The organism is Aeropyrum camini SY1 = JCM 12091, from assembly GCF_000591035.1.
GTDB lineage: Archaea > Thermoproteota > Thermoprotei_A > Sulfolobales > Acidilobaceae > Aeropyrum > Aeropyrum camini.
In genome coordinates this window covers 302897-322433 of record NC_022521.1, presented here as the reverse complement: position 1 = coordinate 322433, position 19537 = coordinate 302897, and the positions used below count along the sequence as shown (strand labels likewise).

The 19537-nt window shown below is 56.9% G+C and carries 23 protein-coding genes and 1 CRISPR repeat array; of the genes, 12 read left to right on the top strand and 11 right to left on the bottom strand.

Going from position 1 to position 19537, the window contains the following annotated elements; all coding sequences use genetic code 11:
- Position 1 precedes the first annotated feature (1 nt).
- From cas5 to ACAM_RS01770, 5 genes are all read right to left on the bottom strand, one after another.
- Positions 2-847 (bottom strand): CRISPR-associated protein Cas5, encoded by an 846-nt coding sequence (cas5, locus tag ACAM_RS01790; RefSeq protein WP_022541099.1) that lies wholly within the window; start codon positions 845-847, stop codon positions 2-4.
- Positions 848-883: 36 nt separating this feature from the next.
- Positions 884-1900, bottom strand: a complete 1017-nt coding sequence (gene cas7a, locus ACAM_RS01785) for a type I-A CRISPR-associated protein Cas7/Csa2 (protein ID WP_022541098.1) — start codon at positions 1898-1900, stop codon at positions 884-886.
- Between the two features lie 14 nt (positions 1901-1914).
- Positions 1915-2316 (bottom strand): hypothetical protein, encoded by a 402-nt coding sequence (locus tag ACAM_RS01780; protein WP_022541097.1) that lies wholly within the window; start codon positions 2314-2316, stop codon positions 1915-1917.
- A 133-nt stretch (positions 2317-2449) separates the two neighbouring features.
- Positions 2450-3085: a CRISPR-associated CARF protein Csa3 gene (csa3, locus tag ACAM_RS01775; RefSeq protein ID WP_022541096.1), complete on the bottom strand. Its 636-nt coding sequence runs from the start codon at positions 3083-3085 to the stop codon at positions 2450-2452.
- Positions 3086-3200: 115 nt separating this feature from the next.
- A complete protein-coding gene (locus tag ACAM_RS01770; RefSeq protein ID WP_022541095.1) occupies positions 3201-4223 on the bottom strand; it encodes a CBS domain-containing protein in 1023 nt (340 codons plus the stop codon).
- A 213-nt stretch (positions 4224-4436) separates the two neighbouring features.
- Between ACAM_RS01770 and csa3 (ACAM_RS01765) the strand changes: the two genes are divergently transcribed.
- The 5 genes from csa3 (ACAM_RS01765) to cas4 all read left to right on the top strand — a co-directional run bounded on the left by csa3 (ACAM_RS01765) (position 4437) and on the right by cas4 (position 8006).
- Positions 4437-5132 carry a CRISPR-associated CARF protein Csa3 gene (gene csa3 / locus ACAM_RS01765; protein ID WP_022541094.1) on the top strand — a complete coding sequence of 232 codons (696 nt, stop codon included), beginning with the start codon at positions 4437-4439 and terminating at the stop codon, positions 5130-5132.
- Positions 5133-5285: 153 nt separating this feature from the next.
- A complete protein-coding gene (gene cas4a, locus ACAM_RS01760; RefSeq protein WP_022541093.1) occupies positions 5286-6137 on the top strand; it encodes a type I-A CRISPR-associated protein Cas4/Csa1 in 852 nt (283 codons plus the stop codon).
- 9 nt (positions 6138-6146) lie between these two features.
- The gene (cas1, locus tag ACAM_RS01755; protein WP_022541092.1) at positions 6147-7142 is read left to right on the top strand and encodes a CRISPR-associated endonuclease Cas1; all 996 of its coding nucleotides are present in this window, start codon (positions 6147-6149) and stop codon (positions 7140-7142) included.
- On the top strand, positions 7133-7426 hold the full coding sequence (gene cas2 / locus ACAM_RS01750; protein WP_022541091.1) for a CRISPR-associated endonuclease Cas2: 294 nt from the start codon (positions 7133-7135) through the stop codon (positions 7424-7426). Before cas1 ends, cas2 begins: the two co-directional genes overlap by 10 nt.
- A complete protein-coding gene (cas4, locus tag ACAM_RS01745; protein ID WP_158318577.1) occupies positions 7398-8006 on the top strand; it encodes a CRISPR-associated protein Cas4 in 609 nt (202 codons plus the stop codon). Before cas2 ends, cas4 begins: the two co-directional genes overlap by 29 nt.
- A gap of 198 nt (positions 8007-8204) precedes the next feature.
- Positions 8205-9404: direct repeats of the CRISPR family, unit length 24 nt; unit sequence CTCGCAATTCTATCGCGAAGATTC.
- Between the two features lie 376 nt (positions 9405-9780).
- Here the strand turns inward: cas4 and ACAM_RS01740 are convergent.
- Together ACAM_RS01740 and ACAM_RS01735 are read right to left on the bottom strand one after the other, a co-directional pair.
- Positions 9781-10197, bottom strand: coding sequence for a transcriptional regulator (locus tag ACAM_RS01740; protein ID WP_148706330.1), 417 nt, complete (start codon positions 10195-10197; stop codon positions 9781-9783).
- A 109-nt stretch (positions 10198-10306) separates the two neighbouring features.
- Positions 10307-10759, bottom strand: coding sequence for a hypothetical protein (locus ACAM_RS01735; protein WP_022541087.1), 453 nt, complete (start codon positions 10757-10759; stop codon positions 10307-10309).
- A 102-nt stretch (positions 10760-10861) separates the two neighbouring features.
- Here ACAM_RS01735 and ACAM_RS01730 point away from each other — a divergent pair, with 102 nt between their 5' ends.
- Positions 10862-12052 (top strand): tRNA sulfurtransferase, encoded by a 1191-nt coding sequence (locus ACAM_RS01730; RefSeq protein ID WP_022541086.1) that lies wholly within the window; start codon positions 10862-10864, stop codon positions 12050-12052.
- Between the two features lie 58 nt (positions 12053-12110).
- On the opposite strand, the gene ACAM_RS01725 is transcribed toward ACAM_RS01730, so the two are convergent.
- Positions 12111-12953, bottom strand: a complete 843-nt coding sequence (locus ACAM_RS01725; RefSeq protein ID WP_022541085.1) for an amidohydrolase family protein — start codon at positions 12951-12953, stop codon at positions 12111-12113.
- A gap of 145 nt (positions 12954-13098) precedes the next feature.
- Between ACAM_RS01725 and ACAM_RS01720 the strand changes: the two genes are divergently transcribed.
- Positions 13099-14640 carry a PINc/VapC family ATPase gene (locus ACAM_RS01720; RefSeq protein WP_148706512.1) on the top strand — a complete coding sequence of 514 codons (1542 nt, stop codon included), beginning with the start codon at positions 13099-13101 and terminating at the stop codon, positions 14638-14640.
- Here ACAM_RS01720 and hjc read toward each other — a convergent pair.
- Both hjc and ACAM_RS01710 read right to left on the bottom strand, forming a co-directional pair.
- Positions 14637-15062, bottom strand: a complete 426-nt coding sequence (gene hjc, locus ACAM_RS01715) for a Holliday junction resolvase Hjc (RefSeq protein WP_022541083.1) — start codon at positions 15060-15062, stop codon at positions 14637-14639. The two genes, ACAM_RS01720 and hjc, sit on opposite strands and share 4 nt — an antisense overlap.
- A 226-nt stretch (positions 15063-15288) precedes the next feature.
- A complete protein-coding gene (locus ACAM_RS01710) occupies positions 15289-15576 on the bottom strand; it encodes a hypothetical protein (RefSeq protein WP_022541082.1) in 288 nt (95 codons plus the stop codon).
- Between the two features lie 75 nt (positions 15577-15651).
- Between ACAM_RS01710 and ACAM_RS01705 the strand changes: the two genes are divergently transcribed.
- Both ACAM_RS01705 and ACAM_RS01700 read left to right on the top strand, forming a co-directional pair.
- Complete coding sequence (locus ACAM_RS01705) at positions 15652-15882, top strand: helix-turn-helix domain-containing protein (protein WP_062661648.1); 231 nt, start codon at positions 15652-15654, stop codon at positions 15880-15882.
- A gap of 243 nt (positions 15883-16125) precedes the next feature.
- Positions 16126-16365, top strand: a complete 240-nt coding sequence (locus ACAM_RS01700; RefSeq protein ID WP_022541080.1) for a MarR family transcriptional regulator — start codon at positions 16126-16128, stop codon at positions 16363-16365.
- Here the strand turns inward: ACAM_RS01700 and ACAM_RS01695 are convergent.
- Complete coding sequence (locus ACAM_RS01695; protein ID WP_022541079.1) at positions 16331-17689, bottom strand: acetyl ornithine aminotransferase family protein; 1359 nt, start codon at positions 17687-17689, stop codon at positions 16331-16333. The genes ACAM_RS01700 and ACAM_RS01695 overlap by 35 nt on opposite strands.
- A gap of 86 nt (positions 17690-17775) precedes the next feature.
- Here ACAM_RS01695 and ACAM_RS01690 point away from each other — a divergent pair, with 86 nt between their 5' ends.
- The 3 genes from ACAM_RS01690 (at position 17776) to ACAM_RS01680 (ending at position 19517) form a co-directional block, all read left to right on the top strand.
- Positions 17776-18492, top strand: coding sequence for a DNA/RNA nuclease SfsA (locus ACAM_RS01690; protein ID WP_022541078.1), 717 nt, complete (start codon positions 17776-17778; stop codon positions 18490-18492).
- A gap of 55 nt (positions 18493-18547) precedes the next feature.
- Positions 18548-19075, top strand: a complete 528-nt coding sequence (locus ACAM_RS01685; protein WP_022541077.1) for a hypothetical protein — start codon at positions 18548-18550, stop codon at positions 19073-19075.
- 247 nt (positions 19076-19322) lie between these two features.
- The gene (locus tag ACAM_RS01680; RefSeq protein WP_022541076.1) at positions 19323-19517 is read left to right on the top strand and encodes a chromatin protein Cren7; all 195 of its coding nucleotides are present in this window, start codon (positions 19323-19325) and stop codon (positions 19515-19517) included.
- Positions 19518-19537: the final 20 nt, after the last annotated feature.

Here is a 19537-nt window from a genome sequence, read left to right as displayed (position 1 = left end):
ATCACCTGTATGCAAGTGCAACACCCTCTACGCCCGGGTACAAGGCGGCCCTGCAGCCGCTCTTCAAGAAAAACCTCGCAGGCGTGGGAGGAGGTATTACGAAACTGCTCCCGCTCCCGTGGCTGGCTGGAACGAGGTAAGCCTTCTCCCTATACTGGGGAGGACTCGGGATGGGGATCTCGACTACGGGTGAGTCGGGCATTACACACCCGGAGTCCTGGTAGAGCACTGATTCGAAGGGCCCGGAATCGAGATGTCTAATCTTGGTATCGTCAACTGCTCCCCCATCCACGACACTCGCCAAACCCTCCCTACTCCCCAGCCTATATACGCCGCGGGAAGCTACCTCCACATCCTCAACGCCAACCGCGCCTACTCCAGAACACGATACGAGCCTGTCCAGATCGAATAGCCAAGCTAGAACAATCTCGGCATTAGGGGCAGAAGCTTGGCCCACCGCCTGCACGGGAAGCAGCTCTTGGGAGCCTATGTATATCGGGCTCTTAACTGCCTTAGCGAAAGAGCCCCCGCCTTTGTACGGAGAGCCCACGAGCCTGGAGGGCTCCTCGTATACTGCTACCCCGGTGGAGCCCGCAAGCCCAGCTGCCGCTGCAAGAGTCGATTTTAAAATGCAGCTCATAAACATGTTTGTCACAGGCAATGCCTCCCGCTTCTCTGGATAAGAGTCTATGATACCAAGAAGCCTGGCAAGGGGGTTAGCGAAAGCCCCTGCCACTGTGGTCGGAGGAGGTAGGGGGTATGCTGTCTGGGCCGCAGACGCGCCCGGCTGCCTGACTATGAACCCCCAATGTAGCCTTAGTCTTGCATAGGCAAAAACTCGTGTCAACCCTAGAAACACCTCAGCCCTATCTATCTCTACTTTCTATGGCTTCAGCTTTTCCAAGGCCCATTCGGCCACGGCTTTTAGAGCGTCCTCGATAGTCTTAGCCTCATCAGCACCGCTAGGCTTCTCTAAGTCTTGTGGAGCGTAGAATGAGGCCTTCCACTCCCTGATTATACCTGCCCTCGCCTGGCTATTTACCCTGTTGAGAGTGTCGACAATGTAGTTTCTGGAGTGCCCGGGTGAGGGAACGAAGGGTGCAAGCCCTTCGGCGGCGACCGCCACTAGGCTTTCAACACTCCAGTGTGGCATGCTCCTGCTCCTTTTAGCGCCGTAGGCCATGTTGCCGAGCATGGCGACAAGAGCCTTTACAGCGGCATCAAACCTCTTTATCCTCTCCTCCTCTCCCAGGCTAGACGGGCTTTTCCCTAGTGCTGAACACACGTCGAGCCTCGATATGGCGTCGGCCTCGAGCAGAAAACTCAGGGTGTAGAGGGCGCTTGCATTGTCAACATAGATCAGCGCTTGCTCGCCTTCTCTGGCCTGCGGTGTGTATCTTACGTGCAGCTGGGGGTATACGCCCGCCGCTCCACTGCGTATAGAGTCTAGGGTCGGCATCATGTAGCTGAAGGAGAATCTGCTCTGCCTTTTTATTGGGCCGTTTGTGTAGAGGAACCCGCCTACGTCGGCTACCGTGCACGCCTCTACAAGAACCTTCTCGTTGTGGCATAGATCCCCTTTCCTGAGCTTACCGTGAACCTCTGGGTAGTGGTTCTTTATGACGTCGTCATCACTGAACTTCAGGAAATAGCCTTCCAGGCTGAGTCTGGTGACGTTGAGCCCCGACTCGGCAGCCGCCCTAGCCAGGTGGAGCTGGTAGTGGTGGGCTAGGCTCATCCCGCTAACGACAGGCACATATATGAGCTTGTACTCTCCATCCTCCCCCTCAACAACCACAGGAGCCTTCCGATGCCTCGTGACGTTGCCCACAGACTCCGCCATGTTAAGACTCTCAAGGTTCACGAGGATCCTAGCCGATAAACCAAGGGAAACCGCCACGCCACACCACCCCTCTATCCAGGTACTTTAAAAACTTCAGACCTAGCCAGGGCCCTGAGGGCGAGGGTCCTTGTCAAGTCTAGTATCTTAGAGGGGCTCCTACTGCCCAGCTCCTTGTCGAGCCATCCAACTGCCGCTTCTAGAGTGGACGGATCAACCTTGGGGCATTTGACCTTCACTCCGTCACTCCTCTCCACATAGTCCGACTTGCTGCAAACCGACTTGTAGTCTCTGATAGCGTTTATGAGGGCTTCTTTAGCTGTTAGCGGGTCTAGAGCGTTTGCCAGTATGTCTACGTAGCCGTATTGGCGTGCTGCAGCGAAGAAGGCTAAAATATCCACTATCGGCTGGAGGAGCCCGCCCTTCTGTTTCTCCCCTCCACCCTCAGGCGAATCTTCCGTAGCGGTCTGGCGCAAGGTTTTGCACCGGTTAATGTTTATGCCGCTTCCTCTATTTAAATTTTTTGGACATTATGATAATCCTGCAAGCTATTCTACCCTCTATTCTATCCTTTTAAGGAAAAGAGGTTTGTATACATTTATTGTACATTCAGAGGAGTTTGTCTAATCCCTCCTCCAAAACCCACCGTCCTCGGGATATTTTCTTGGCAAGGCCCATCTTCTCCAAATCCTCGAGCTTCTTATAAAGGGTGCTTCTAGGCATATCAAGCGTTTCTATGAGGGATTTTACATTATCATTACCGCTGGCGATGGCCTTGAGTATAGTGAGTGACTGTTTGTCCAGCGACGATAGTATTTTAGCATGTATTAGTCTAAATTCTATGGATCCGGGGAACCCCTCGCCATAGGACACTACAACAATCTTGCTTGAAGTATTAATGTCTAGGCTGTAGGCGGCTAGCATTAGGGTTACTATGAGCATCCTAGGCCCGCCTGATAGGTAGAGCTCTACATCACCATCGAAGCTGGAGGCCTCGCGGTAGATGAGGTCCCTGGCTTGGGGAACTAGTCTAGGCCCCAGATGTAGCTTCTCCAGGGTAGAATCTATAGACATGCTGGCGAGATAGTGGTTCAGCAGGCTGTAGGTCTGCTCAACCCTAGACCAGCTCCCATCACCCACGTCTAGACCCACAGCTACTACTCTGGAGACGCTTTGACCTCCTCGCAGGTCTGCGAGCCTCCTTATGATAAAGTCGACTGTGAAGCCTATGGAAGCTACAAGCACTCTAGGAGTCTCGGCCAGCCTTCTGCACCCGTGTTAAACGATGGTACTTTATTAGGGAAAAACATGTAGCAGGCTATGTATGGTAAACCAGCTGCGCATACCCGGGCTCCTCCCTCTATGCCTCCTTCTTAGCTATTATCCTTATCCCGGCTAGGGTTCTGGTGTCGATGACGCCGTTCATTGTTCTTATGTTCTCCGTTACTATCCGCTGGATATCCCTTAGGCTTGGAGCCTCGATTTTCATTAGTATGTCATATTCGCCGGTTACGAGGTGCACCTCCGAAACGCCGTCGTACAGGATAGCCTTGGACGCGACATCAAGCTCCTTTCCAGGAGCGGTTTTGACGAGTATGAAGGCCGTCTCCTTCGGCGACCTCTTCGCGAGGATCTCCGCGGCCTCGAAGGCTAGGTCCGAGAGTGTGACGAAAGAGGGCTTGCCGTTAACGTCTACCAGTAGCCTTCTAACACCGTTTTCCAGCATTAGTTCGACAGCGCTTTTGGCGTCGAAAGTTGGACCCACCTTTATGACTTTGCCTGCTGCGTAGTCGCCTATCCTGGCGTCTAGCCCTCCTCTGGCGACTGCCCTGAGGAAGTCCTCCTCCCTAAGTATGGCTAGGTCCTCACCCCTCCTGACAAGAACCTCGGGCACGCCGTTCTCGTCCATAGCCTTGGCGGCCTCCCTTATGGTGAGGTCTGGGGCGAGGGCGACGAGCCTCCTGGCCCTGGAGCGTATGGTGGACACACCATAGTCTAGCAGGTTCCACAGCGTCTCAGCAGCGTGGCGGGGCTCCAACACTGCAACAGCCCTCATCCTATCGTCTACAACAGGGAGAAACCTAACAGCCTCCCTCCTCATTATCTTGAGCGCGCCGTCCACGCTCATATCTTTATGGACAACAACGGGATCGCTTATAGCATGTTCCGCGACACTGTCCTCCACGCTAGCCCCCTCTGCAACTACTTTAACAAGCCTCCTATACGTCAAAACAAGTGCTGGCCTTCTGGAGGCGTCGAGAGTCACGGCGCCTAGGCTGCCCGTGTTTAGCATAACCTCGGCAACTTTAGCTAGACTCTGGTCTGCGGAAACTATGGGGATGTTCCTGGACGCCACTTCTTCGACTCTAACGCCTACGGTCATACAGCATCACCTCTAATCCATCCCCATATTTATTATATATAATATATATAGTTGCAGGCTTAATATACACACAAACAAAACACATATCATGTTAGGACCTCACACAGCCTACTCCCACCATCGATTATCGAAGGGGCGCGGTAAAGCCTCCTATAAGCAAGGGGAAAACGTGAAGCGGGGCTACAGTTAGCTTCACATTATGGTCGGTGGTTGTTGGCGGGGAGAGTGTTCGCCTTCACTCTAGGGTTCCACGAGAACTTCGCCATAAGGACTCTAAGCAGCTATTCAGCAGATGCAGCGGATTCCATAGTCGCATTCACATATAAGCCCGTCAGCGGGGCCGTGAAAACAGCGTTCCACAACCTCGCCTCGATAGCGGCGAGGATAGGCGTTGGTGATCACAGGCTCGTCGGGCTCGATCCCGGCGACGGCCTGGCTGGCATGGCAGCTTCGATGCTTAGGCATGTAGGTGACTACCTAAAACTGGGTGCGTACACTAGGGTTGTGTTTGACGTGACTGGCGGCCCCAAAATGCTCTCCCTCTCAGCGTTCATAGCAGCTATGCTACTTTCCGGGATCAGGAGTGTGGAGATTACTGTGCAGAGCGAGACGGCCCAGGAGTATTTTGAGAAGGTTGCTGGCGCCCCGTTTGCCATGTTCAGGGTTAGCCTTGGGAGGGAGAAGGCTGCTATATTGAGGTATGTGGCGGAGAAGCCGGGGTCGAAGCCAGCGGCTATAGCAGCGGATATGGGTCTTTCACCGAAGACTGTGTACAATAAGGCTGGAGAGCTTAGGAGGCTCGGGCTGTTATACAGGAGGGGAAGAGGGGGTGGCCTGTTCCCCACTAGCTGGGGGAACTTGATTGCAGCTTATCTAGAGCTGGCGGAGTATTTTGGCGGCGGGCAGTGATAAACGATGCTGCCAAAACTTGACATATCTGTTTTATAGCGTATTACAACAAAGCAATCGTGCTTTCCCTTCACAATTGGCGACTGGACGGGTTGCCTCTTTTAACACGGTAATTAAATTTAAAAAGTATTACGCTCCAGGGGGCTGGAATTTTTGCCTCTCCACAGAACAATAAGACTCCAGCTCAGGAGGCTTCACGACATAGCAGCCTCCAACCCGGTTTCGCCCGAGCTCAGGGGGTGGAGATGGGACTCCCCACCTGTTAAGCCGAAAGCGTATCTCGGTCTCGGGGTGAGCGAGGTTGCCTACAGGTATTGCCCGACCTACAGGGACCTCTACTTAAGGCGTAGAGGCGTGAGGCCCGAGATTACCGCCCAGGTTGAGGCCGGCTCATCCATCCATGAGGCTTTCCATAGGGCCGCCCGGGGTGTTAGGGGTCTCCTGATGAAGGGTTACCCGCCTTGGAGGGCGGCTTACATACTTCTCTCAAGCTCGCGGGAGACGGGGCTCAGTGGGGCTGCGCTGGAACTCTACAGGCAGCTAGTTGTAATGTGGACTGGGGAGGCCGCGGCCTCCCAGCTTGAGGGTAGAGAATGGGGTGTTGGGTGGCTGCCCTGGCTTTCAGAGTATTTGGTTGACGGCTCTGCTATCGGGCTTTCTAGCCGGCTTAGGGTGGATGGCCTGGCTGAGGCTGGCGTCGTTGTCGAGATTAAGTATGGGTGGACGGGGGATAGGCACATGGTAGGCCTGGCTGGCTACGCTCTCGCACTGGAATCCCAGCTTGAGGTCCCTATAGACTATGGAATCCTCGTGTCGGTACGCAATGGTGGAGGAGGGCTTCGGGTGTCGTCGAGGCCTGTGTACATAGATGACGTGCTTAGAACGGAGTTCATAGACGCTAGGGATGAGGCTATAGAGGTCCTCCTCTCCGGCGGCGACCCTGGCATGCCGAGGGAGTGCCCATCATCATGCCTATTCTACAACCACTGTCGAGGTGGGAGGTGATCCCTCGGCTTGGCTAGGATACTGCATGTTGATGGTTATGGTGTAAAGCTCGGGGTTCAAAGGGGAAATCTAGTTGTCTCAGAGAACGGGGGTAGGAGGAGCGTTTCCCCCGGTGATGTCGATGTAGTCGTTATAGCTTCCAGCGGCGTCTCCGTTTCCAGCAGGGCTCTGAGGCTCCTAGCCCGGTCTGGCGTAGAGCTGGTAGTTATAGACTCTAATGGCGATCCCATAGGCATACTATACATGAGCTATTATACGAGGACGCCGTTCACTAGGAATGCCCAATACGAAGCGCTACTTGACGGTAGGGGAGGTGAGATAGCGGTCGAGATCGCTTATTCCAAAATTTACAACCAGGCCTGCCATGTAGCCGGGATCACCGGTCTTGACAAGGCTTTCAAGAGGGAGGTTCTAGAGGCTCTCGACCACTCGTTGGAGCGGCTGGAGTCCATGCGCTCCTGGGCTAGGGAGGCGGAGCTTGAGGTCGTTAGAAGGGAGGTTATGAGTGTCGAGGCGGCGGCTGCTAGGCATTACTGGGCTGCGGTTGCGGGTTCTCTCCCGGCTGGAGTAGGGTTTGAGGGTCGTGATAGGGGTGGTGCAGATCCTTTTAACAAGGCGTTGAACTACGGATACGGCATACTTTATAGCTTGGCTTGGAGGAGCCTTGTGCTGGCTGGGCTAGACCCCTATGCCGGATTCCTACATACGGACCGGAGCGGCCGTCCGGTGCTGTCCTTCGACTATGTCGAGATGTTTAGGGCTCACGCAGTCGACAAGCCACTGGCATCCGAGTTTAGGAGGGGCTGGCTCCCCTCTGTCGACGAGTCCAGGATAGACCCTGGCGATAGGAGGAGGATAGCACAGCTCGTGACTAGGGCTCTGGGGAGGAGGGTGGGTGGGGAGACCCTGGGCGAGGCTGTATCCAGGTATGCACAGAGGCTGGCCAGGAGCTTGAGGAGGGGATCTAGGTTCCAGGGCTTCAGGGGGTGCCGGGGATGGCGTTGAGGGTTGTGGTTGTCTACGATATCAGCGACGACGGTGTGAGACTCAGGGTTGCTAGGACTCTCGAGTCGTGGGGCCTGTATAGGATTCAGCGGAGCGCCTTTGTGGGTAGGATGCAGAGGGCCCGTATGAGGGATCTCGCCAGGCTGCTGGAAGGCATGATAGACCCCGGCACCGACACGGTGCACATTATACCACTGCCCTCCCACGAGTGGGAGAGGACTTTAGTCTTGGGAACGCCCTGGGGTGAGAGGAGGGTTGCATCGGCAGCCCTACTGCAGGGGTGACCACCCCTGCGGCGCCGTGGTGACGCCATCCCTGGTAAAGCAGTATGTTTACTGTCCCACGCTGCCCTGGCTGGAGGTTAGGGTTGGGAGGCTTGAGCCTCCTACGCCTAGCATGGAGAGCGCTATTCTCACTGCTGACGAGAAAGAGGAGATAGCAAGGGAGGCCGGTATACCCCCGCCCTACAGGGTGGAGATACCGCTAGAGTATCCCAGGCTCAGGCTCCGCGGAGTGATCGATCTTGTAGCAGGCCCCCACGGCAGGAGGGGCTACTGGATAATGGAGGCTAAGAAGCACCCGAGAAGGCCCAGGGCCTCTAAACACTTCCAGGCACAGCTTCTAGCCTACGCTCTGCTAGCGACGAAAACCCTAGGTCCCGTGTACAGAGCAACACTCTACATAGGGGGCACAACGAGAACGCTAGAGATAAACCAGAGACACCTACAGACAGCTGAAAAGCTAGTAAAGAAAACCCTAAAAATAGTCGAAGAAGAGGAACCACCCCTCACAAGACAGCCACCACAAAAATGCATGTACTGCTTTTACAGAAAACTATGCCCCAACGCAAACCCACACTTATAGCTTGCAAATTAACGAACACCTGGACTCTCTGCAATCTCGGAAAACTAACACCCAGTTTTTAACTATATCCCCTAGGCCTGTATCCTGTCCTGCAACACCCATCTCCGAGATTCCATCAAGCTAAACCTAATCAGAGTTAGGCAACCTGGGCATATTCCTGCAATATCTATCTCATAGATTCGATTCCATACTGTAGAGCTTGCAATTCTATCTCGAAGATTCTGTAGGCGTAGCCGAGTATCGACAGGCTCGCCAGGCTGCTTGCAATTCTATCGCGAAGATTCCTCTTCAACCCCCAAGTCCCAGCCCCCAAAACAGTCAAAACCTACTCGCAATTCTATCGCGAAGATTCTCAAGCTCCCTAACCTGCCTGCGCAGCTGCTTCTCGCCCCTGCCTCGCAATTCTATCGCGAAGATTCCCACGTTGCCGTATTCATCTATTGCTTCGAGCTGGACCGCTCGCAATTCTATCGCGAAGATTCTGAGGCGGGCGGGGGTCGAGATCACCCCCACTAAGAATCTCGCAATTCTATCGCGAAGATTCCTCTCGGGCAAGTCTGGGGCTGGTCTTACCAATGTCGCCTCGCAATTCTATCGCGAAGATTCGGGCCCTTTGCCTTAAGCAGGGCTAGGGCCCTTATCTCACGCCTCGCAATTCTATCGCGAAGATTCGCGTCTGGCCAGCACTAGCCTGTCTAGGTAGTGTGTCGCTCTCGCAATTCTATCGCGAAGATTCGGATTGGTTCTCCGGCTCAGACGATTAGACGTCTACGTAAATACTCGCAATTCTATCGCGAAGATTCTTTTAGTTAAGTATATAAAGAGAAACAACTTAAAGCCAACTCGCAATTCTATCGCGAAGATTCTTGAGAGCGTTTACGCCGAGACAGCGAGGCCCAGGAAGACTCGCAATTCTATCGCGAAGATTCGGGACAGGTGGGCCTCCAGCCTCCAAGCGGAGAGAGACCTCGCAATTCTATCGCGAAGATTCGAGACAGCACATAATTATAGCAGAGTTGATGAACGATATAAAGGCTCGCAATTCTATCGCGAAGATTCAACTCGATATAGTACCTGGTCGTCCCATCATTGGCTATGTACTCGCAATTCTATCGCGAAGATTCAAGATTCTAGCCGTCTAACCTCGGCCCTAAGCCCCTCAAGCTCCCTCGCAATTCTATCGCGAAGATTCACGCGTGAGCGGACCGAGAGGCAGCTCGAAGATCTGGGGCACTCGCAATTCTATCGCGAAGATTCCTATGGCTTACGTAGCGACAGTTAGAGGCGCCTCCTACACCTCGCAATTCTATCGCGAAGATTCTCGATTCGCCGGACACCGAATCGGTTAAACACGGGCCGAATACGTTAAGTAAGCTCGCAATTCTATCGCGAAGATTCTGCACATGGTTTTGTTGGTGTGCGTTGTAGTGTCTACAGCCGATACTATATTCTATTTTCCACCCTGCCATCCCGGGGGCGGGAGGCTAGTCAACTCTATCACATAGATAAACCCCCGGCCCCCGGGGGTTTATTGCACGGCCCCCAGCCCTAGCCCGGGGGCCTCGCCATATGGGGGGTCCACACGGAGCCTAATAACCCTTACCAACGAGATAAGAGTATATACTCCCCCAGCCGGAGGGGAAAACATTGAGGTACAAAAACAACCACACACAAAAATATATACAAACAAGGAGGGAGGTCCAACCAAACCTAATAAACATAACCCCAATCTAAACGTATATACATCCCTCCAGAAAAGGGGAATAGTTTTGGGTTATAGTTTTTCTAGGAGGTCTTTGAGGGTGACTTTGACTGTTTCTAGTTTTTTCTTTGTTTCTTCGCATTCTGGTGTTGGCATTGTTATCTTTAGTTTGCCGGTTTTTATCATGTCGTAAGTCTCTCTGACTAGCTGTCCCGCTTTTGTCTTGCCTTGTAGGTGGTTTCTTATTGTTGTTTCCGATCTTCCTAGCTCCTCCGCTATTTTTGGTATGGGGTATCCTGCTTTGTCTCTGGCTAGTGCTCCCGCCGCTACCGCGAGGCTGTCTACCCAGGTTGTGAATTCTCTTGGGTGGAGTATCTCTTGTATGACGTCTGGCCTTAGGAGTGTGCCTATTATGAGTGCGATCTCGAGTTCTCTAACCTCCTTCGCGCTTGTGGGCTTTACGGGTATTGAGGTAACGTCGACCTCCATGTGGTTCCCAGCTGACACGGCTCGTCACCATGGTGTTTGTTATTGTGGTGTGGAGATTATATAGTTTGGTCTGTCAAAGTTATTGTTAGTTGTTGGTTTTGTAGAGATGCTAGACAAGTATTATCCTAACTCTAGATCCCTCCTCCCTCAACATGTACACTTGCCTCCTCCCTATAGTGAAGAGGGCGGCGAGGTCGGGGGAGATGGTGGCGTAATTGTAGAGCGCCCCCGGGGGAGGGTAGACTGTTATGTAGGCTGAGGAGGGCTCGAGGGAGGTGTAGCTGAGGCCATAGCTTCCCAGAGGGACATCAGCCCTCCCAGCATACACACCCCCCCGGGGCTCGGGGACGCCTCGCGCGGGGAAGGCGAAGTCTATATAGACGGTCTTCCTATCCCCCCGGGGTGTTGTGTACTCGCGGTAGCCCTCGAACACGCCCTCGACAACAACCTCCCTGAGCCCGAACTCCAGAATTAAGTTGGAGAACCTGAGCCTAACACCGTCGGACGTAGCCTCAGCCACCACATAGCCCTCCAGCCATTTGAAGGAGACAACCCTAACCAACCCCTACGTCACCCCCCCACGCTCCAGCGCCCACCCGGCAGTATTAACCCGGGTGGTGGAGACACTATTGTAGTGGACGGGGTATCCCCTGGGGTGTGCTCTTTGGAGTATAATGTGGTGCTTGTTAGGTATAGCGAGATTGCGGTGAAGGGGGGCTACACTAGGTCTAGGATGGAGAGGCTCCTGCTCAGGGCCCTCCAGGAGTCCTTGGCCGCTGCTGGCGTTGATGCTTTTGTGGAGAGGCTCCAGGGTAGGGTTATTGTGAGGCTAGCCAGCCCCAGCTCGGCAGCCACCGCCGTTAGGGCTTCAGCTAGGGTGTTTGGGGTTAAGAGTGTGAGCCCGGCTGTCGAGGTGGCGTACCGGGGTCTAGAGGAGCTTGTAGAGAAGGCTGCCGAGTTCTTTGGAGACAGGGTTAGGGGTAGGGTGTTTAGGGTAAGGGCCAGGAGGAGCGGTGTCGAGGGGTTTACGAGCAAGGATGTTGAGAGGCTCCTGGGGAGGCTACTCCTAGAGCGTGGTGCTCGCGGTGTTGACCTTGAGAATCCAGAGTACACGGCGTACGTAGAGGTGAGGGGGGGCAGGGCCTACCTCTTCGACACCATACACCCCGGCCCCGGGGGGCTTCCCGTGGGGAGTGAGGAGCCGAGCCTAGCCCTCTACAGCGGAGGCTTCGACTCGGGGGTGGCGGCGTGGATGATAATGCGCAGGGGCTCGCCAGTCCACCTGGCATTCTACGACTTCGGCGTCCCCGAGGCTCTTGAGGTTGCCGTGGAGGGTGCCAAGACCCTAGCCGGGGAATGGGCCTGGGGTTACAGGCCTAGGCTCTACGTGGTCAACTTCCGGGGCGCCGCCCTGGTGGTAAACGGTCTCGTGAAGCCGAGCTACAGAACGCTGGTGCTGAGGAGGCTGATGATGCTCCACGCTCAGGACCTCGCCTCGAGGGAGGGTTACGAGGCCCTAGTCACGGGGGAGAGCGTGGGCCAGGTGGCTAGCCAGACAGTTAGGAACCTCAGGCTGATAAGCAGCGGCCTCGACCTGCCCGTCCTCAGACCCCTGGCCGGCATGGATAAGGATGAGATAGTTGAGAAGAGCAGAGAGATAGGCCTCTACGACATAGCAAGCAGGCAGGTCGAGGTCTGCGGAGTAGACCAGCCTCCAAACCCCAGGGCCTCGCCCCAAGGGTTTAGAAGCGAGTTCGAGAAGGCGCGAGACGTATTCATACCACCCCCCAGGGTTTTCGATCTTAAGGGTGAAAGCCTCCACTCAATACTCAAGACACTAGGGCTCAGGGGATGAGCGGTCTAGGAGGTCCGAAGCCCCCGGGGGTGTATGTGGAGGTCCTCGATCGGCGACCTCACAGCATCCCAGCCAGCCTGGAGGCGAGGCTGTAGGCGTCGCCGAACTGCTTATCCACTATGTATAGATGCTCGCCCCCGTCAACCAGTATGTCGCCGCCCGATACGAGGGACTCTACAGGCAGCCCCAGCCTATAGAGAGCGTCGAGATCCAGTTCATACTTCTCAAGCAGCATACCCGGGGGGCGGGAGGCGTTGAACACTGCTATCTCGGCGGCCACACCTTCCTTGACGACGCCCTCACCAATTCCAGCCGTCCTCCGTAGCTCCTCGGAGAGGCTCCAGGGCTTCTCCAGGGCCGCGGGCCTATAGACAGGCAGCCCCTCCAAAGCCCAGTCTGGCATCCCATCCTCCCCACTGCAGCCTCGGCTCACGACGCCAACGATGTTGGGGGGCCTCGCCTCAGGCTCTACCACCCCGGGGCACCTGGGCAGGAGGAGGCCGAACCTCCCCCCCACAGCCTCGGCAAGCCTTGCTGGCAGGTCTGGTGCTGTGTATTCTACGAACACCGTGGTAACCCCGTGGATGTGGAGCTCGTACACGGCCGGGAGGGAGCTTGTGAAGGCGGCGTCTAGACCCAGGGCCCTGTACAGCTCCACCCTCCTCGCCACCCCAGGCCTTAGGAATCTGAGTAGGTAGGCCGGTGTGTCGGCTGCTAGGGCAAGGCCGGGAGCGGCTATCCTACCTCTCCCCCCCAGCGTTATGGTGGGGTATGTGAGGTCCTCCGGGGGCACCCCCTCACCCAGGGCGGCTACGACCCCATCTCTAACGTATATGTAGCCCTCTCCGATGACCTCCCTGCCAGTGTATATTTTGGAGGCTGTGACCAGTATGTCAACCACTCCACATGGACACCCAGCTACCAGGTTGTAGGCCGTGCGGGTTGAAAGCGTTATCCCTACCCGCCGGCCCATGTAGAATAGTGGGCTTGGGCGGCCCTAGGTGGGGCGGCCTCGGCTCGCCGAGTGTTTGAGCGGGGATAGCAGCATGTCCGAGCTTGGCGGCGGTGGGGTATACCTGTTGGATCTAGACAGTGTTGTAGACGGCAGTGCCCTCAGGATGATAAGCTCGGGGAGCCTCAGGGGCCGGGTGCTGGTGCACTCAGCCCTAGTGGACTACCTCTACGGCGAGGCGAAGAAGGGTAGGAGCGCGGGCTACGCCGGCCTCGCCGAGCTCTCAAGGCTTATGGAGGCTCGGGTTGGGGATGTTGAGATTGTTGTTGTGGAGGACGATTCTAGGGTACAGCCTAGGGACGAGGGCGAGCTCAAGTCGATCCTCAGAAGGTACGCTCTAAGGGTTGGAGCCACCCTTGTCACAAGCGACCCGGTCCAGGCTAGGGCTGCCAGAGCCCTGGGGGTCAGCGTTCTCTTCACCGGCAGGAGCCGGACCGGGAGGATTAGGATCGAGGAGTTTTTCGACGGGAGGACTATGAGCGTCCATCTCAAAGAGGGCGTGCCCCCCCTGGCGAAGGTTGGGAAGCCGGGTAGCTGGATGTTCGTCAGCCTCTCGGACAAGCCTTTGACGAGGGTTGAGATAGAGGAGATAGCCAGGGAGATTATAGAGGCCTCGGCGCTCGAGGAGGAGGGGTTTTTAGAGATTGATAGGAGCGGCTCTACTATAGTGCAGCTTAAGGACTATAGGATAGTCATAACCAGGCCGCCCCTCAGCGACGGCTGGGAGATAACGGCCGTCAAGCCGGTGGCGAAGCTGAGGCTCGAGGACTACAGTCTGCCGGAGAAGCTGTATAATAGGCTTCTCGAGAGGGCTGAGGGCATACTGATAGCGGGGGCTCCTGGCATGGGGAAGACGACGTTCGCCCAGGCTCTGGCCACGTTCTACGCGGAGCAGGGTAAGGTGGTCAAGACTATAGAGTCTCCCCGGGACATGAGGCTCCCCGCGAACGTCACCCAGTACTCCAAGAACTATGCCGACCTTGGGGAGCTGCACGATATCCTCCTGCTCTCGAGGCCTGACTACACGGTCTACGACGAGCTGAGGAGCGACGAGGACTTCCAGCTCTATGTCGACCTGAGGCTCGCGGGCATCGGCATGATAGGGGTTGTACACGCGACCACCCCGATAGACGCTGTGCAGAGGTTCCTCAGGCGGGTTGAGCTGGGGATGATACCCAGCATAATAGACACGGTAATATTCATAGACTCCGGCGAGGTGTCTAAGGTTTACGAGCTCTCCATAACTGTCAAGCTGCCCACAGGCCTGAGGGAGGCGGAGCTGTCGAGGCCTGTGGTTGAGGTGAAGGACTTCATCACCGGGGAGCTAGAGTACGAGATCTACACGTTCGGCGAGCAGACTATGGTAGTCCCCGTCAGGGAGAGGCGGGGTAGGGGGGAGGCCGCTATACTGGGTGCTATAAGGAAGCTACTCCCCGACGCCGAGGTTGAGGTTAGGGATGAGACTCTGATAGTCAGGCTACCGCCCAGGTCCTCAAGGGTGACGGCTAGGAGGCTGAAGAGGGCTAAGAAGCTTGCAGAGAAGCACGGCTACGACATTCGCTTCATGCCGCTCTAGCCCTCGATATACTCGTCAATCCTCCTAACCTCCCCCCCGTAGAGGTTGAGGAGGTCCCTCAGCTTAAGTCCCCCACCGGGCTTAGAGATCTTGAATCCCCCCCTCCTAGTATGCTCTAGAGAATCCGCCCGGTGGAATCTCCAGCCCTTCCCAGTCAGCCTGAGGGCTATCCAGGCATCCCCCCCAGCCCTCCGAGCCCACTCCAGAAGCCCCAGGACCTGGCCGGGGTCAAGATAGATGGTCCCCTCCCTAGCCTTCTTAATCTCGAACACGAGGACGATGCCGCCCCTCACGGCGACCAGGTCTGGCTGGACTCTGGTACGAGAGCCTCCGCCGCTGGCTGGCCCCCTTACTACAGCCCAGCCCCTATCCCAGAGTATCTTAGCGAGCTCCCTCTCGTAACCCACGCCCCTCCTTGGCATGACGACCAGCCGCCGGACAGGAGACCCCCGGGACGCCATTTAGAAATTCGTGGTTCAACACGGCTTAATTACGGTTAGCCATCCTCCAACAGAGGAAAAGAGAGTGTATGCCGCGCGGCAGCCCTAAACCCCTGTGCGGGTTAGAAAGACGTGGCGTAGAGGATCTCTGGGGAGACGCAGCTATAGCCACATGGGGGTCCTGGAGCTCCGAGCCCCAGGGTGTACTTTAGCCCGTCTGCTGTAGCTTGCTCCTGAGCCTCAGGAGGAGCCTCTCGCTCACAGTTATCCCGCTCTCGCCTAGGGCGGCTAGGAGCTTCTCGGCGAACTCCCCCAGGGTGAGGGACTCTCTCGTTGCCCCTAGGTCCACCAGGGCTATCTTGCCGGAGGCGGGGTCCTGCACTCTTATCACGTCGACAGGCTTACCCTCGCGCAGCACGCGGTAGACGTCTAGCTGCTTGAGACCCAGAGACTCGACCAGCATCTTATACTTGTTTAGAACCCTCCTCGAGGCCAACTTCACCAATCCCCCCACACTTACGCCGCCCCCCGGGCTCAAAAAGCTTTCGAAGGCTTACAGCGGGTGGCGGCCGTGCCGGGCGGTGAGATGAAGGTCAAGGTTAGGCTCGCCGTAGTCGCCGCCATACTGAGGGGTTCTGGGAGGAGATATGTTAGTGTTAGGGAGGTGGGAGAGCTCCTCGGGGTTACCAACAGGACGGCGGGGAGGATACTGGCGAGGCTTGAGAGGGAGGGTGTGGTATCTAGGTATAGCAAGAGGACCTACAGGGTGCTACATCCTGAAAGCCCTCGAAGCCTCGGATAGAGCCCAGGCAAGCACGGCGGCCCAGAGAGCCGCCATAAGGAGGTATCTCCTGCCGTAGCCTAGGCTGTAGACGTACATGCTCCCTGCCACCGAAGCTAGGGCGACGAGAACGACAGCGGCCGAGAGGATCTTGTAAGCCAGCCTAAGCCTATCCCCGGCCAGAAGCCACCACCCGCTAACACATTAGCCCCAGCATCCTCAGGGTTTAAATGTGGCTATGGAGGCGCGAGGTGTCCTTCGGCCTTGGAGGAGGGGGAGCTTGAGGCTAGGATACTGAAGGTTCTCAGCGAGGGCGGGGGGCTGACTATGGAGGAGCTTGTTGAGAGGCTGGGCTGGAGGGGGGATAGGAGGGCTGTGCGGAGGGCTGTGGCGAGCCTGGTGAGGAAGGGTCTTGTAGTGAAGGTGCCGGACTATGGGAGGGGTAAGGTTGTGTTGAGGGCGGCTGGCTCTAGCCCTGGGAGAAGCGGCGGTCAGCCTCCCTGAGGACCTCGACCAGTATCTCCAGGCCCCGGTCGAAGAGCTCCTCCTCTATAGTGAGGGGCGGGGCTATCCTTACGGCGGAAACGCCGGCCCCTATAACGAGGAGGCCCCTCTTGAAGGACCTCTCCAGCACCCATGCTAGAGCCTCCCTGTGCGGCTCCCTCGTGTTCTCGTCCTTGACAAGCTCCACCCCTATCATGAGCCCCTTACCCCTCACGTGCCCCACTATGCCCAGCTCCTCGGCGGCCTCGCCCAAAAGCCTCAGGGCCTTGGCCCCTAGCCTCTCAGACCTCTCCCAAAGCCTCTCCTCCTCGATGACGTCCATCACCGCGTTGAACGCAGCCAGGGCTAGAGGGTTTCCTCCGAAGGTGTTGGCGTGGCTCCCACGGGGCAGGCTCATCACCTCGCTCCTCCCCACGGCAGCCCCCAGCGGTAGGCCGCCTCCCATTGCCTTGGCGAGGGCCATGACGTCGGGCTCCACCCCCCAATGCTCTACTGCGAACATCCTGCCAGTCCTGGCGAAGCCTGTTTGAACCTCGTCCGCGACGAGCAGTATGCCGTGCTTCCTGGCTAGTTTCTGGAGGGATGGGAAGAAGCTGTCTGGCGGGACCACGTAGCCGCCCTCCCCCTGGATGGGCTCGAAGAGGAAGGCCGCCACCTCTCCCGGGTCCACCAGCTTCGAGAACACGTAGTCCTCTATATACCCTATGGCCGCGTCTCCACAGGCCTCTCCCTCTAGGCCGGGGAAGGGGCAGCGGTAGGGGTCTGGGTAGGGGGCGTGTATGAAGCCGGGGACCAGGGGGTAGAACCTGGCCCTGTGTATGGGCTTGCTGGCGGAGGCGCTCATGGCTCCGTAGGTCCTGCCGTGGAAGCCGCCGAGGAAGCTCACTATGTAGGGCCTCCTCCCCTGGAAGAACCCTCTAACAACCTTTATCGAGGCCTCTATGCTCTCGGCCCCGCTGTTTGTGAAGAACGTCTTAACCCCCCCGCCGATGGGCACCGTCCGGGCCAGCCTCTCAGCCGCCGCCACAGCCTCCTCATAGTAGAAGTCAGTGAGGCTGTAGTGGAGGAACTTGTCCAGCTGGCTCTTGATAGCCTCGACAACACGAGGGTGCCTGTGGCCTACGTTCAACACAGCTATGCCAGCGTTAAAGTCGATATACCTGTTGCCGTCCACATCCTCAACTATAGCTCCGTGGCCGCGTTTAATCACCAGCGGGTACCAGCGGCTAAAGGACTGCATTATAACGTTCTCGTCACGCTCGAGAACCTCCCTGGCCTTGGGGCCTGGGGGCTCTACGGCTATATAGGGCGCTTCAAGCTCCACGGGACACACACCTATATTGGACGGTGAGGTTTAGAGGCTTTTACCACGGCCAGTTGGAAGCGTCTAAACACCGGGGCTGAGCTGCTGTGGAGCTTAGCTACGACGAGGAGGCCGTGTTCCTTCGGAGAGTGAACAGGTTTGTGGTGGAGGTTAGGAGTAGCCGCGGGGTCGTGCGATGCCACCTCATGGACACGGGCAGGATAGACCACCTAGCCACACCCGGCGGGCGGGGGGTTTTGATAGAGTGGCTGCGCAGGCTCGGGGGTAAGACGGTCTGCAGGGTTCAGGCTTTCAAGACGGGGGAGGGTGTCGTAGCGGTCGTAGACTCTAGGGTGCCCAACAGGGTGTTCGCCGAGGCGGTGCCCACGGTTTTCGGGGGCGATGCGGTGGTGGAGGCTGAGAGGGAGGTACTCGGCTCCCGGCTAGACTTCCTCATAGCCACAGGAAGGGGGCTCTGGGCTGTGGAGGTGAAGGGAGTCAACCTGTCCGTAGGGGGGGTGGGTCTGTTCCCCAACGCCCCTAGCGCGAGGGCGGTGAAGCACCTAGAGGTCCTAGCTAGGCTGGCTAGGGAGGGGGTTAAGCCTCTTATGGCCTTCGTAGCCCTCAGGCCCGACATAGAGGCCTTCGCACCCAACTACAGGGTGGATAGAAGGTTCGCCAGCCTTGCCTGCTCTCTCCTTAAACAGGGGCTAGTAAACATGCTTGGCATAAGGGTTTTGATCGACCTGGAGCCCGGGCTAGTGAGGATAAGGCCTGCAGGAGTAGCTCCAGTATCATGCCTCCCACACCGGGATGGGCGATAACAATATGAATCCCAAATGATAAAACCCCATGGGGGTTAGGGAGGTTAGCAGAGCCTTGTCCACGGTAGTGTCTAGGCTGGAGGAGCTGCTGGACGCCGCCCCCAAGACGGGGCTGAAGGCCTCCATGTACCTGGGCGTGGTGTCGTCGCTGTCCAGACTGGCGGAGGACGCTGTCTCCGCCGCTAGGCTGGCAGAGTGTATAGCCACCGCAAACCAGGCGTGCAAGCAGAGGGGCGGGCTGCTGCACTGCACCACGGGATGCGCCTCCATAGAGGCCGCCAAGACGGGCGTGGAAACCCTGGTGTGGAAGTACTCGAGCAACGCGGGCTCTATCCGCGTCGCCGAGGGCAGGGTGGAGATTAACACTGAGGAGGCTAAGCTGGCTATAGAGCCGGGTAGGGCCGAGGTTAGCCTGCCCAGCGGGGAGGGGTGGATGACGATAGAGGTCGACCTCAGGAGCATTGACGACAGCATAGGGAAATCGTATTTCATAAAGTATGCTATAAGAAAGGTAGGTAAGCTCCTGCGAACCCTGCAGTGGGACCTCAGGAACTGCGCCAGAGCAAGGGCAATAACCTGCTAGCCCATGCGAAGCACCGTAAAAATCTACGCTCTCCATACAGCTCTCCAGCCTCTCCTCGACCCCCCATCCACGTCCTCCAGGTCCTCATCCAGCCGAACTTCGGTCTGGCTGAGGCTCCGGATCCACAGTCGCTCCATAATAGCTTTTTAGAAGCAGGTTCTTCTTGACAGTACATGAACCCGGTTAACATTTATATTTCCTCCGCAACCTAATTTATTGTGGAACTGGAAAAGGAGGTGGCTAGGGTATGAGCCAGAAGCAACTACCACCCGTGAAGGTTAGAGACCCCACCACAGGTAAGGAGGTAGAGCTGACGCCGATCAAAGTGTGGAAGCTATCGCCGAGGGGGAGGAGGGGCGTTAAGATAGGCCTCTTCAAGAGCCAAGAGACTGGCAAGTACTTCAGGGCTAAGGTGCCCGACGACTACCCGGAGACTGGGTGAAGGTGGAGGCCGCTAAGCCT